Source organism: Cyanobium usitatum str. Tous, from assembly GCF_003011885.1.
GTDB lineage: Bacteria > Cyanobacteriota > Cyanobacteriia > PCC-6307 > Cyanobiaceae > Cyanobium_A > Cyanobium_A usitatum.
The window spans coordinates 12,593-24,445 of record NZ_PXXO01000004.1; the positions used below are offsets into that span (position 1 = coordinate 12,593).

An 11,853-nucleotide genomic window follows, 5' to 3' on the forward strand; every position below is an offset into this window, starting at 1 on the left:
ACCGCGATGTTTGACGAGCTTTCCCAGCGATTTGAAGAGGCGGTTAAGAGCCTGAGAGGGCAGGCCTCGATCACGGAAACCAACGTGGAAGGCGCGCTCAAGCAGGTGCGTCGAGCCCTGCTGGAGGCGGATGTGAGCCTGCCGGTGGTTCAGGACTTCGTCGAGGAGGTGCGCCGCAAGGCCGTGGGCGCCGAGGTGGTCCGGGGCGTTAGCCCGGATCAGAAATTTATCCAGCTGGTGCACGAGCAGCTGGTTGAAACCATGGGAGGCGAGAACGCCCCCCTGGCCGCAGGAGGCAAACCCGGCGCGCCCTCGGTGGTGCTGATGGCCGGCCTGCAGGGCGCCGGCAAAACCACCGCCACCGCCAAGCTCGGCCTGCACCTCAAGGAACAGGGGCGCAAGGCCCTGCTGGTGGGAGCAGACGTCTACCGACCTGCCGCCATTGAGCAGCTAAAAACCCTGGGCGCCCAAATCGGCGTGGAGGTATTCAGCCTTGGCACCGAAGCCAAGCCCGAGGACATCGCCGCCGCCGGCATCGCCAAGGCCCGCGAGGAGGGCTTCGACACGGTGCTGGTAGACACCGCTGGCCGACTCCAAATCGACACGTCGATGATGGAGGAGATGGTGCGGATCCGTCAGGCCGTGCAGCCCGACGAGGTGCTGCTGGTGGTGGATTCGATGATCGGCCAGGAGGCCGCCGATCTAACCCGGGCCTTCCACGAGCAGGTTGGGATCACAGGAGCCGTGCTCACCAAGCTCGACGGCGACTCCCGCGGCGGTGCCGCCCTTTCGATCCGCAAGGTGAGCGGTGCGCCGATCAAGTTCATCGGCACCGGCGAGAAGGTAGAGGCTCTCCAGCCCTTCCATCCCGAGCGGATGGCAAGCCGCATCCTCGGCATGGGCGACGTGCTCACCCTGGTGGAGAAGGCCACCAAGGAGGTGGAGCTGGCCGACGTGGCCCGCATGCAGCAAAAACTCCAGGAAGCCAGTTTCGACTTCTCCGACTTTCTGCAGCAGATGCGCATGATCCGGCGCATGGGCTCCCTGGGCGGGCTGATGAAGCTGATCCCGGGCATGAACAAAATTGACGACGGCATGCTCAAGCAAGGCGAGGTGCAGCTCAAGAAGATCGAGGCGATGATTGGCTCAATGACAGAGATCGAGCGCCAGCAACCGGAGCTGCTGGCCTCCCAACCCTCAAGAAGGCGCCGCATCGCCTCTGGCTGCGGCCACAGCTCGGCCGAGGTGGACAAGGTGCTGGCCGATTTCCAGAAGATGCGCGGCTTCATGCAGCAGATGACCCGCGGCGGCGGCATGCCCGGCATGCCAGGGATGGGGGGTATGCCTGGAATGCCAGGGATGCCCGGCATGCCTGGACCCATGGGTGGCGGTGGCGGTGGCGGTCGCAGTGGCAGTGGGGCGGGGCAAAGAGTTGCCAAGCCCGCCAAGAAGCGCAAGGGATTCGGCCAGCTGTGAGCACCCGACGGGGTACATTGCTTGTTTGGACACCTAGCGCAAGGCCACGATGATCAAGCTCCGCCTGAAGCGGTTTGGAAAGAAGCGGGAAGCGAGTTTCCGCCTTGTGGCCACTAACAGCACCTCTCGCCGCGACGGACGTCCGCTTGAGGAGCTGGGCTTCTACAACCCCCGTACCAAAGAGACCCGTCTCGACACCGAGGCGATCCGCACTCGCCTGGGCCAGGGGGCCCAACCCACCGACACGGTGCGCTCCTTGCTGGAGAAGGGTGGTCTGATCGAGAAGACAGTGCGCCCCGCCGAGGTAGTTGGCAAGCAGAAGCAGGCTGATGCCCGCGAAGCTGCAGCCAAGCAGGCTGCCAAGGAAGCAGCTGAGGCCAAGGCTGCCGAAGCTGCTGCTGCCGCCGAAGCCAAAGCAGCTGCCGAAGCTGCTGCTGCTGAAGCCGCCAGTGCCGACGAAGCAACTACGGAAGCCGCCGCTACCGCCGAAGCTTGAGCTTTCGCCCCATGGCAGAGCCAAAGGGGCCCACAAGCTTTGCCATTCCCCTGCCCAATCCTGCCGCGGCTCTAGCCCTGGCAGGTGACGCCGAATCATCCACCCTGCACCAACTCGAAGCCCTCACCGGAGCTTCGCTAGTGCTGCGGGGGCTGGATTTGGTCATTCAGGCACCTCCTAGCCAGATGGAGAGAGCTGCGGCGTTGGTGGAATTGCTTCGCCCCCTGTGGCAGGAAGGCCAAGCCATCACCCAAGTGGATGTGCGGGTAGCCCTGCAGGCCCTCGACACCGGCAGGAGCGCGGAGCATCAGCAAATGGGGCGCCAAGTGCTGGCCCGCAGCCAGAGTGGCAAATTGCTGCGCCCGCGCACCCTGCGCCAGCAGTCCTATGTGGAAGCTATGGAGCACCACGACCTCACCATTGCCCTCGGCCCGGCGGGCACTGGCAAAACCTTTCTGGCCGCCGTTCAGGCGGTGCGCATGCTCACCGAGCGCAAGGTCGAGCGGTTGGTGCTCACTCGCCCGGCGGTTGAGGCGGGCGAACGGCTCGGGTTTTTACCAGGCGATCTTCAGCAGAAAGTTGATCCCTACCTGCGCCCCCTCTACGACGCCCTGCACGCCCTGCTTGGCGCCGAGCGCACCGGTGCCCTGCTGGAAAAAGGGGTGATTGAAGTGGCCCCTCTTGCTTACATGCGTGGCCGCACCCTGGCCGACGCCTTTGTGATCCTCGACGAAGCCCAAAACACCACCACCGCCCAGATGCGGATGGTGCTTACCCGGCTGGGGGAACACTCCCGCATGGTGGTAACTGGCGATCCCACCCAGGTGGACCTGCCCTATGGGGTAAAGAGCGGCCTGCAGGAAGCTGCCCAGGTGCTGCAGGGGGTGGAGGGGGTGGCGATCTGCGAGCTCACCGCGGCTGACGTGGTGCGCCACCCGCTAGTGCAGCGGCTGGTGGAGGCCTATGCCGATCGCGATGCCACCAAGCTGGCGCCTGCCGTTAAAAGGCAATTCGGTAGCCCGTGCAGTGAGCCTGAGCCATGAACAAGGCAGAGCGCCTGCGCATCCCCGCCGAAATCGCCATAGCGGCGTTGGTGGCTTACTTGCTCGGCTACTGGTTCACAAATCTGTTCCCGGGCTACCTACCCAAGATCGGCGGGCTTTGGTCGGCGATCTCCGCGATCGTGGTAACCCAGGCCACCCGCAGGGAGACAACCTCCTCAGCCTCGCTGCGAATTTTGGGTTCAGCCATAGGCGCCGGCACCAGTGCCATCTACCTGACGCTGCTTCCCTTTCACCCCCTGGGCATGGCCGTGGCAATCTTCGCCACAGTTGCGCTCTGCGCAGCGATCAATGTGCCCAGCCATGGCCGCCTCGCAGCGATCACCGTGATCGTTGTGATGGTCACCGGCAGCCTGGATCCGAAGCTGAGTCCGGGGCTAAATGCCCTGCTGCGCTTGGCTGAATCATTCATCGGCACCGGCGTTGCGGTGCTCGCGGCGGGGCTCTGGCCTGGCTCAAACAACCAGGTCGGTGGCGATTCCTGAAGCCCAGGCGCCAAACCTGTGCCCAATCCCGATAGGGAGATCCGCACCAACGGCAGCCAGCAGGGCCTCCCGTTGCCTGCAGATCACTGGCAGGATATAGAAACTTCGAAACCACTGGTGCGCCATGCCGGCCAGCAGCAATTTTCAACAGGCCATTCGTGAGGCCCAATCAAGCGCCCTAGTGGGCCCCAATGTGGTCAACAAGGCCCTGCCCTATGTGGGCGGCGGCATGGTGCTCACCGCCGGTGGGGTGATGGGAGGCCTGGCCCTGATGGCCAGCAGCCCAGCCTTGTTCATGCCCCTGTTCTGGGTGGCCCTGATCGGCAACTTCATCCTGTTCTTCGTGGCCCAGAATGTGGCCCTGAAGGGCAACAACAACACTGCCCTGCCGCTGCTGACGGCCTACAGCCTGATCACCGGCTTCACCCTCAGTGGCATCGTTGCCTACGCCGTAAGTGCCGCTGGTGTAGGCGCCATAGGCACTGCCACCCTGGCTACGGGCATCACCTTTGTGGTGGCCTCAGTGGTGGGTCGCCGCATGAGCGACAACATCGGCCAAGCCCTGAGCGGCGTAGTGGGTCTGGGCATCCTCGGCCTGCTGATCGCCATGGTCGTGCAGATCATCGGTGGCATTTTTGCCCCAGGCGTTTTCAGCGGCGGCACCTTCGAACTGCTGATTGCAGGCTTCGGCACGGTGCTGTTCGTAGGCGCAGCCTTCGTCGACTTCTACACGATGCCTCGCACCTACAGCGACGACCAATATTTGGCCGGCGCTTTGGGGATGTATCTCACCTACATCAACCTATTTATCTTCATCCTGCGCCTGATCATTGCCCTCCAGGGCGGCGGCCGCCGCGACTGAGCTTCAATCCAGCAACTTCAGCGCCCCCAAAGGGGCGCTTTTTTTATGGCTGAGCCTGTGGCTTGGGCGTTGGCTTGGGCAACGCCGATGTCACGTCCCGCAGCGGATGGGTTGCACTGCCCCAACCAGCAAGCGGCAATTCAGGCGGGTTACCTGGGCTTAAGCGAGCAGCAGAGTTAAACCAAGCCAGCAGCAGGGCCCGCAAGGCCCCCCCGGACTCGCCCCTGGGCGAACGCAAATTGAAGTGATCGGCATTCTCAGCCAGCACCAGGCGATGGCCACTGGCGCCGCCCCGGGTGGCCCTGGCCATGGGCTCGATCGCCTCGGGCCCGGGCGGAACCACCCAGTCGCGGCTACCGCTGATCACCAGCACCTTCGCCTTCATGCTGCCGGCGGAATCGACATCAAATAGCAAGCGCATCGGCGGACTTACCGCAATGGCAGCAGCCACCCGGGGGTCTACCAGAGCGGCACTATCCGCCGAACCAACGAAGTTGCACTGCAGTATCCAGCTGAGATTGCGGGAGGGGTCGCGCACCTCATCGCAAAGCTGCTGAAGTTTGGTGGTGATGGGCCGGGCCCCAGCCAGCTGCAACGCAGTGGTCGCTCCCCAGGAATGGCCTGCCACCAGCACCGCCTGGGTGTTCACCGGTCGGCGCAAGGCGAGCCGCCCCTGGGCGGCGGCATCGATCACGGCCGACACATCTTTTGGCCGCAGGGCCAGCTCAGACGGACTAGGAGGCGGCTGCTTGCCGGCCAGCATGGCTCGCTGCTGGCTTTGATCGCTGCCTGGGTGGCGGGGCAGCACCACGGTGTAGCCATGGCTAGCCAGGTGGGCTGCCCAGCCCTCGAAGTTGCTGGGGTCATCCCAAAGCCCGTGGGAAATCACCACCAGTCGATTTGGCGCCGCTCCAGATCCGGTTGGCTCGAGCACCACCAGAGCCAACGGCTCCGGGCGATGGCCAACGACGATTTTTAATTCCTGGCGGGCAACAGACTGCCGCCCTGGCTCCTGCAGTGGTCCAGCACTGCCCACAGCCGGGATGGATGCAATCAGCTTTTCAGCCGAGCGGCGTTGGTCTCGAAACCGCTGAATTGAAAATCCCAACCGGCCCAGCTCCACCGTGACGCTCTGGCCTGGTAGCTGCTCGATCACATCCAGCAGGGTGATGCCCCCCTTAGCGGCAGACCGCTCCATGGCTTGCTCAAACTGAGCCGGATCGAGGGGATCAGGCAAGCCATCGATATCGCCTAGGGCCCCCACCAACAGCAGCACCTGATCAAGCAGCGGTGAACCCTGGGCCTTGCGAATAACCGCCTTGGCATCAAAGGGCAGGTTTGAGTTCACCACAGCCTTAAGCCTGCGGCCAATCTCGCCTCGGGTGGCACGGTCGAGCTCGGCCAGATCGCTGTCGCCGGCAATCAATGCTTCCGGACTGCGCAATTCAGCGACCCTGATGCTGAAGTCTGTCTCGAGCAGGGGCAGGCGCAAATTGATGGTTTCAATCGCCCTGGCCGGCGCCGAGCCCAGCAGGGCGGCGGCACCGATTCCCGTGGCAAGAATGGATAAAGCCCGGAATCTGAAGGGGCGATTCATGGGCAGAAGCGACGGCGGGGCAATCCAGTCATCTTGGCCCGTTTCAAGCCTCAGCCACCGCCTCGACTGCAGCGGCGATCGAGCTCCGCTGCTCGGCGTCGTAGCCCCAGCGATCTAGGAAGGCGACGTCTTCTCCCTGCCCGGCGGTAGCCGCCAGCAGGATTTCCAGCCGCTCCTTAACGGCCTGAGGCTCAAGGCTCCGCAGCAGTTCGGTGCAGCGGGCTTGCACCCGCTCCGAAGCCCCCTGCTGGCTGGAATCGCCAGCACGTTGATGGTGCAGGGCCATCGCCGTACTCATGGCCAGGTTGCGGGCCGAGAGATCGACGACGCCCTCGCCTGCCAGCCGCAGCTGGAGCAGCAGGGTTTCGGGCAGGCGGTCCATCAGCGGGCAGTCGCCGGCCAGGCTCACAACAAAAAAGCCCCGGGCACCATCGCGGCTAGCCACCAGCTCAGCCACCCGGTCGGCAAGTACTTCATCACTGAGTTCGCCGTGCTCCCACAACTCCAGCCACTGGGCCGTGATCTCCATGGCCTGCTGAAAGGTGGGTTGGCGAGGAGCTGGGGTCATCGCTGTAGACACAAGTTGCACACCAAAGCAGCCTATGGGCGTTCGCCGCCCCGCTTCGATGTCCTGCCGCCGCCACACGATGGAGCTGCACTTGCCCGAGGGACACCGCCGGGCCCTGGAGGCGCATTGCCGTCGCACGGGCGAAAGCGCCAGCCACGTGCTGCGAGCGGCTCTGAGCGACTATCTCGACCTGGAGCACCACACCCTCTGGCAGTTGTCCACCTCCACGGCCGTGGTGGAAGGGGTGTCCCAGGGCTGCCTGCGGGTAGGCGAGCTGGCCCGGCATGGCGATTTCGGCCTGGGCACCTTCGATCACCTAGATGGCGAAGGGGTGCTGCTGGAGGGCGAATGCTGGCAAGCCCGGGCCGATGGTTCCCTCAGCCGAGCCCCCGACGAGGAACTGACGCCCTTTTTTGTGGTGACCCATTTCCACAGCGACCAGCAGCACCAGTTCGAGCAGGTGACCAGCTGGGCAGACCTTTGCAACCGCCTCGACGCGTTGCGACCGAGCGACAACCTCTTCATGGCCATCCGCGTGCGCGGCATGCTGGACCGCATCGAGGTGCGAACCGTCAGCGCCGTGGAGACCGGCACGGAACTGGAGGCAGCCGCCGCAGTCCAGACCGTGTTCGACCACCACAACCTCAGCGGCACCCTGGTGGGCTTCTGGTCGCCGAGTTACGTCAGCAGCCTGAATATCCCTGGCTATCACTTCCATTTCCTCAGCGACGATCGCCATTGCGGAGGCCATGTGCTCGAGAACGGCGCCGTGAAAGCGGGCCAGTTGACCGTGGATCTGCACCTGGAATCCGAGCTGCGGGTGGCCCTGCCCCAGACGCGCGACTTCCTCGAGGCTGACCTCAGCCGGGATCCCAGCGAAGCCCTGGCCCGGGCAGAAGCCAAATCCTTCTAAGGCCTGCCGGCTGCCAGGCTGGTGATATGGAGTTTCCCACGACCATCCCGGCCCTGCCCACGAGCCCAGAAGGCTTTCGCTCCGGCTTCGTGGCGCTGATCGGCCGGCCAAACGTGGGTAAATCCACCCTGCTCAACCAGCTGGTGGGCGAAAAGGTGGCGATCACCTCGCCCGTTGCCCAAACCACCCGCAACCGGCTGCGGGCGATCCTCACCACCGAAACAGCCCAGCTGGTGCTGCTAGATACGCCGGGTATCCACAAGCCCCACCACCTGCTGGGGGAGCGACTGGTACAGAGCGCCCGCCGCGCCATCGGGGAAGTGGATGTGGTGCTGCTGCTGGTGGATGGCAGCGAGCCGGCTGGCCGGGGCGATGGCTTCATCGTGGAGATGTTGCAGCACTGCAGCGCACCGGTACACCTAGCCCTCAACAAAAATGACCTGGTGGATCCGGCCCGGACCGAGGAGCTAGCCCAGAGCTACCGCGAGCTGGTGCCGGGCTGGCCCCTGCATCCGGTGAGCGCCTTGAACGGCGCGGGTACCAGCGAGTTGGTGGCAGCTCTGGCAGCCGACCTACCGGAGGGTCCCCACCTATACCCACCTGATGCGGTGAGCGATCAGCCCGAGCAGCTGCTCCTGGCGGAGTTGATCCGCGAGCAGGTGTTGCACCAAACCCGCGAGGAGATTCCCCACTCGGTGGCGGTGCAGATCGAGCGCATCGTCGACGACGGGCCGCGCACCGCCGTGCTGGCCACGGTGTTGGTGGAGCGCAGCAGCCAGAAGGGAATCCTGATCGGAAAAGGGGGCCGCATGCTTAAGGAGATCGGCAGCGGCGCCCGCCAGCAGATGCAGAAATTGATCGACGGGCCGGTGTATCTGGAGCTGTTCGTGAAGGTGGTGCCCAATTGGCGCCGCAGCGCCGCGCGCTTGAGCGAACTGGGCTACCGGGGGGAGTAACACCTGCTTAGCCGCCTTACCGGCTAAGCCGAAGCAATGCAAGTCAACCTCCACGACGCCAAAACCAATCTCTCCCGGTATGTCGAGCAAGCGCTCGGCTTTCTTCAGGGGTCTGAGGTTCTGGACTGCGACCTCAAAGCCGAGCTGCTGCTCTGGCTGGCCATCGCCCCTGAGCGCCTACCGGCAACGTTGCGTGGCACCCTCATGGACCGCCGCTTGCCCATGCTGTACAGCGTGGTGAGCCTCTGGGAAGTGGCGATCAAAACCTCCCTCGGCAAACCTGGATTAGTCGTCGACGCTGCTCAAATGCGTGACGGACTGAAGCAGCAGGGCCACCAGGTGATCTGGATGGGCGACGGCGGGGCAGGCGGCTGAGAGAATCACGCCCATGAGCGAGCCCAGACCCAACACCGCCCCATTTCCTCCCGAAGAAATCGGAGCCTTTCTGCGCTGTTGCGCCGGCGAATGGATGGGCCTGCGCAGCCAGTTCGCCCTCGGCGAGGTAAGTGCCGGCGATGACGACGACGACGGCTGGCACACAAGCGACCGCGGCGAGCTGGTGGTGGCCTTTCTCGAGGCCGAGACAGCTGGTGGGGCGGGCGGCCTGCAAGTGGGCCAGAAAGATGCGGTGGCCCTGCAGCAGCTGCACTTCGACGCCGAAGGTGGCTTCCGCAGCGGCGAGCAGCAGGGCCGCTGGCAGCTCTGGCCCGACGGCAGCCTGGAGCTGGTGATCACAGGTGATGGCCGGGAGGTGCGCGAGCGGATCTGGTTCACCAAGCCCAATCTGAGGCTGCGCTCCACGGTGGAAACCAGCGCTGATGGCAGCCCCGGCCGAGCCAGCTTCAGCTCCGAGATCCGCCGGGTGAGCCGGCCCTCCGTGCCCGCGAGCTGAGCTGATGCGCCTTGATGTGGTGAGCCTGGCACCGGAGGCCTTTGCTCCACTGCTGGGCCTGGGGGTGATCGGCCGGGCCTTTGCTGCCGGCATCGCCGGGCTCCACACCCACAACCCCCGTGATTTCGCCACCGACAAATACCGCAAAGTCGACGACGAGCCCTACGGCGGCGGCGCCGGCATGGTGCTCAAACCAGAGCCGGTATTTGCGGCGGTGGAGGCGATCCCGGTGCTGCTGCGGCGGCGGGTGCTGCTGATGAGCCCCCAGGGCAAGCCCCTGCAGCAGAGCAATCTGCGCCGCTGGGCTAGCGGCTACGACCAGCTGGTGCTGATCTGCGGCCACTACGAAGGATTCGATGAACGCATCCGCTCCCTAGCTGATGAGGAGGTGTCGATCGGCGACTTTGTGCTCACCGGCGGCGAGCTGCCGGCGGCGGTGATCATCAACGGTGTAGTGCGGCTGCTGCCCGGCACCGTGGGTACCCAGGCCTGCCTCGAGGAGGAGAGCCACAGCGCCCTACTGCTCGAGCATCCCCACTACACCCGTCCCGCCAACTTCCGGGAGCTGGAGGTGCCGGCGGTGCTGCGCAGCGGCGACCATGGCGCCATCGCCCGCTGGCGCTTTGAGCAGCAGCAGCAGCGCACCGCCGAACGCCGGCCGGATTTATTCGGGCGCTGGCAGGCGCAGCAGCAACTCCAGCAGTAGAAACAGCAAACTGGGCTCAGCCTCCGGTTGCCTTAACACCGATGCTGCTCAGCACCACCTCCAGCCTTGAAGGCCAGCCGATACGGCACTACCTGGGCCTGGTGCACGGCGAGACCATTTTGGGCGCCAATATCTTTCGCGACATCCTGGCCTCAATCCGCGACCTAATCGGCGGGCGGGCTAGGTCCTATGAGGTCACTCTTGAGCGGGCCCGGGAGATGGCACTGCAGGAACTAGGCAGGCGCGCTCGATTGCTGGGAGCCGATGCGGTTGTGGGGGTGCGGGTGGACTACGAGGTGCTGGGACAGGCGGGTGGAATGTTGATGGCTTGCGCCATCGGCACTGCCGTAAGGCTCGAGGCTGCTGGGGATTGGGCTTCTGGGGATAGGGGCCTACCACCGCCGCCTCTGCCACCTCAACCCTGACCCTGCTGCAGACCCCGCAACGCCGTGAGTAGGGCTGCCGGACTCTGGGGATCCACCATCAGCACACTGCCTCCAGGCGCATGGGCCATCTGCTCGCCCATGGCCATCCAGTCGCCGGCCAGCAGCAAACGCATCGCCTCGGCGGCCTGGGGGTTGGCCTGCATCGCCTCCGCCAGCCGACTGGCCGCATCGGCCCTGGCCTGGGCCAGCAGGGTCTGCTGCTTGGCCTGGGCTTCGGCATCCAGCAGCAGGGCCTCCGCCCGGCCCCGGGCCGCATTCACCTGGGAGTCGCGCTCCCCTTCCGAACGCAGGATCGCCGCCCGCTTCTCCCGCTCAGCCGTCATCTGCTGCTCCATCGCCTGCTGCACGCCCCGGGAGGGCTGGATATCGCGTAGTTCCACCCGCGTCACCTTCACGCCCCAGGGATCGGTGGCCTGATCCAGCTCCTTCATCAGCACCTCATTCACCTCCTGGCGGGTGGTGAAGGTTTGGTCAAGGTCGAGCTTGCCCATCTCGGCGCGGATCTGGGTCAGCACCAGATTCACCATGGCCGCCTGCAGGTTGTCGACGGCGTAGTAAGCGCGGGCGTGCTCCAGCAGCTGCCAATAAACAACCGCATCCACCTCGATGCCGACGTTGTCGCGGGTGATGCACTGCTGGGGCGGGATATCGAGCACCCGCTCCTTAAGTGATTCATGGCTCACCACCTTCTCCAGCACCGGCAGCACAAGCGACAGGCCCGGCTGCAGCTGGCGGTCGTATTTGCCAAGGCGCTCCACCAGACGCGACTGGCCGCCGCTGGTGACCTTGACGCTGCTAACGCCCAGCAGGGCCATCAGCACCAAGGCGGGCAGGGAGAGCAGAGCTTCCACGGCGGGAATCCGAGCAGGAGATGCCAACGCTAGTCAGCATGGGCGGGCCGAACCACCCACGCCCGCCGCGCCGCCATGGCTCCCGTGTCGCTCCTCTGTCTGCTGCTGGCCACCGGCCTGCTGCTGCTTGCCCTAGCGGGTGCTGAGGTGGATGGCCTGCTGCCGGCGGCGGTGGTGGCTCTGGTGTTGTCAGTGGCGACGGCCTGGTTACCCCTGCCGCCCCTGCTGCAGCTAGGGCTACTGGCGGGCCTCACCGGCCTGGGGGTGTTGGGTCTGCGGCGCTGGTCGGCACGGCAGCGCCACCGCAGCCTGCCGCCAGCGGAAAATGCCACGGTGCTGAGTGGCTTCAACGGCAGCGATACCGGTCGGGTGCGCTGGCACGGCCAAAGCTGGAGCGCCGTCAACCTGGGCAGCAGCCAAGCCCTCAGCCCGGGTGCGACCGTGACCGTGCTGGGCCGCGAAGGCAATCAGCTGCAAGTGCTGGGGCCTGGGTGAGATTGGGTCTTGGTTTAGATACAGCCCTAGGTGAGACTGGGACCAAGCA

General features: G+C 65.1%; 15 protein-coding genes. 12 read left to right on the plus strand and 3 right to left on the minus strand.

Going from position 1 to position 11,853, the window contains the following annotated elements:
• The first annotated feature begins 6 nt into the window (after positions 1 to 6).
• The 5 genes from ffh (at position 7) to C7K55_RS04370 (ending at position 4,380) form a co-directional block, all read left to right on the plus strand.
• Complete coding sequence (gene ffh, locus C7K55_RS04350) at positions 7 to 1,476, plus strand: signal recognition particle protein (protein ID WP_106502207.1); 1,470 nt, start codon at positions 7 to 9, stop codon at positions 1,474 to 1,476.
• Positions 1,477 to 1,525: 49 nt separating this feature from the next.
• Positions 1,526 to 1,972 (plus strand): 30S ribosomal protein S16, encoded by a 447-nt coding sequence (rpsP, locus tag C7K55_RS04355; RefSeq protein WP_106502208.1) that lies wholly within the window; start codon positions 1,526 to 1,528, stop codon positions 1,970 to 1,972.
• Positions 1,973 to 1,983: 11 nt separating this feature from the next.
• Positions 1,984 to 3,015: a PhoH family protein gene (locus C7K55_RS04360; RefSeq protein WP_106502209.1), complete on the plus strand. Its 1,032-nt coding sequence runs from the start codon at positions 1,984 to 1,986 to the stop codon at positions 3,013 to 3,015.
• The gene (locus C7K55_RS04365; protein ID WP_106502210.1) at positions 3,012 to 3,518 is read left to right on the plus strand and encodes an FUSC family protein; all 507 of its coding nucleotides are present in this window, start codon (positions 3,012 to 3,014) and stop codon (positions 3,516 to 3,518) included. Before C7K55_RS04360 ends, C7K55_RS04365 begins: the two co-directional genes overlap by 4 nt.
• A 124-nt stretch (positions 3,519 to 3,642) precedes the next feature.
• Positions 3,643 to 4,380, plus strand: a complete 738-nt coding sequence (locus C7K55_RS04370) for a Bax inhibitor-1/YccA family protein (RefSeq protein WP_106502211.1) — start codon at positions 3,643 to 3,645, stop codon at positions 4,378 to 4,380.
• Positions 4,381 to 4,423: 43 nt separating this feature from the next.
• On the opposite strand, the gene C7K55_RS04375 is transcribed toward C7K55_RS04370, so the two are convergent.
• Positions 4,424 to 5,977 (minus strand): alpha/beta hydrolase family protein, encoded by a 1,554-nt coding sequence (locus C7K55_RS04375; RefSeq protein WP_106502212.1) that lies wholly within the window; start codon positions 5,975 to 5,977, stop codon positions 4,424 to 4,426.
• Positions 5,978 to 6,020: 43 nt separating this feature from the next.
• Positions 6,021 to 6,545 carry a hypothetical protein gene (locus C7K55_RS04380; protein WP_106502213.1) on the minus strand — a complete coding sequence of 175 codons (525 nt, stop codon included), beginning with the start codon at positions 6,543 to 6,545 and terminating at the stop codon, positions 6,021 to 6,023.
• Positions 6,546 to 6,579: 34 nt separating this feature from the next.
• Between C7K55_RS04380 and budA the strand changes: the two genes are divergently transcribed.
• The 6 genes from budA to C7K55_RS04410 are packed head-to-tail and all read left to right on the plus strand — an operon-like array spanning position 6,580 to position 10,437.
• Complete coding sequence (gene budA / locus C7K55_RS04385) at positions 6,580 to 7,458, plus strand: acetolactate decarboxylase (protein WP_241518174.1); 879 nt, start codon at positions 6,580 to 6,582, stop codon at positions 7,456 to 7,458.
• A 26-nt stretch (positions 7,459 to 7,484) separates the two neighbouring features.
• Positions 7,485 to 8,414, plus strand: a complete 930-nt coding sequence (gene era / locus C7K55_RS04390; protein ID WP_106502215.1) for a GTPase Era — start codon at positions 7,485 to 7,487, stop codon at positions 8,412 to 8,414.
• A 36-nt stretch (positions 8,415 to 8,450) separates the two neighbouring features.
• On the plus strand, positions 8,451 to 8,789 hold the full coding sequence (locus C7K55_RS04395; protein ID WP_106502216.1) for a PIN domain-containing protein: 339 nt from the start codon (positions 8,451 to 8,453) through the stop codon (positions 8,787 to 8,789).
• Positions 8,790 to 8,802: 13 nt separating this feature from the next.
• On the plus strand, positions 8,803 to 9,306 hold the full coding sequence (locus tag C7K55_RS04400; RefSeq protein WP_106502217.1) for a phycobiliprotein lyase: 504 nt from the start codon (positions 8,803 to 8,805) through the stop codon (positions 9,304 to 9,306).
• Between the two features lie 4 nt (positions 9,307 to 9,310).
• Positions 9,311 to 10,012, plus strand: a complete 702-nt coding sequence (trmD, locus tag C7K55_RS04405; RefSeq protein WP_106502218.1) for a tRNA (guanosine(37)-N1)-methyltransferase TrmD — start codon at positions 9,311 to 9,313, stop codon at positions 10,010 to 10,012.
• Positions 10,013 to 10,053: 41 nt separating this feature from the next.
• On the plus strand, positions 10,054 to 10,437 hold the full coding sequence (locus C7K55_RS04410; RefSeq protein ID WP_106502219.1) for a heavy metal-binding domain-containing protein: 384 nt from the start codon (positions 10,054 to 10,056) through the stop codon (positions 10,435 to 10,437).
• On the opposite strand, the gene C7K55_RS04415 is transcribed toward C7K55_RS04410, so the two are convergent.
• A complete protein-coding gene (locus tag C7K55_RS04415) occupies positions 10,428 to 11,309 on the minus strand; it encodes an SPFH domain-containing protein (protein WP_106502220.1) in 882 nt (293 codons plus the stop codon). The two genes, C7K55_RS04410 and C7K55_RS04415, sit on opposite strands and share 10 nt — an antisense overlap.
• A gap of 75 nt (positions 11,310 to 11,384) precedes the next feature.
• On the opposite strand from C7K55_RS04415, the gene C7K55_RS04420 reads away from it, so the two are divergent.
• Positions 11,385 to 11,804: an NfeD family protein gene (locus C7K55_RS04420; protein ID WP_106502221.1), complete on the plus strand. Its 420-nt coding sequence runs from the start codon at positions 11,385 to 11,387 to the stop codon at positions 11,802 to 11,804.
• Positions 11,805 to 11,853: the final 49 nt, after the last annotated feature.

Coding starts and splice junctions, on each gene's coding strand:
- ffh (WP_106502207.1), top strand. CDS start 7: ATGTTTGACGAGCTTTCCCAGCGATTTGAAGAGGCGGTTAAGAGCCTG.
- rpsP (WP_106502208.1), top strand. CDS start 1,526: ATGATCAAGCTCCGCCTGAAGCGGTTTGGAAAGAAGCGGGAAGCGAGT.
- C7K55_RS04360 (WP_106502209.1), top strand. CDS start 1,984: ATGGCAGAGCCAAAGGGGCCCACAAGCTTTGCCATTCCCCTGCCCAAT.
- C7K55_RS04365 (WP_106502210.1), top strand. CDS start 3,012: ATGAACAAGGCAGAGCGCCTGCGCATCCCCGCCGAAATCGCCATAGCG.
- C7K55_RS04370 (WP_106502211.1), top strand. CDS start 3,643: ATGCCGGCCAGCAGCAATTTTCAACAGGCCATTCGTGAGGCCCAATCA.
- C7K55_RS04375 (WP_106502212.1), bottom strand. CDS start 5,977: ATGAATCGCCCCTTCAGATTCCGGGCTTTATCCATTCTTGCCACGGGA.
- C7K55_RS04380 (WP_106502213.1), bottom strand. CDS start 6,545: ATGACCCCAGCTCCTCGCCAACCCACCTTTCAGCAGGCCATGGAGATC.
- budA (WP_241518174.1), top strand. CDS start 6,580: ATGGGCGTTCGCCGCCCCGCTTCGATGTCCTGCCGCCGCCACACGATG.
- era (WP_106502215.1), top strand. CDS start 7,485: ATGGAGTTTCCCACGACCATCCCGGCCCTGCCCACGAGCCCAGAAGGC.
- C7K55_RS04395 (WP_106502216.1), top strand. CDS start 8,451: ATGCAAGTCAACCTCCACGACGCCAAAACCAATCTCTCCCGGTATGTC.
- C7K55_RS04400 (WP_106502217.1), top strand. CDS start 8,803: ATGAGCGAGCCCAGACCCAACACCGCCCCATTTCCTCCCGAAGAAATC.
- trmD (WP_106502218.1), top strand. CDS start 9,311: ATGCGCCTTGATGTGGTGAGCCTGGCACCGGAGGCCTTTGCTCCACTG.
- C7K55_RS04410 (WP_106502219.1), top strand. CDS start 10,054: ATGCTGCTCAGCACCACCTCCAGCCTTGAAGGCCAGCCGATACGGCAC.
- C7K55_RS04420 (WP_106502221.1), top strand. CDS start 11,385: ATGGCTCCCGTGTCGCTCCTCTGTCTGCTGCTGGCCACCGGCCTGCTG.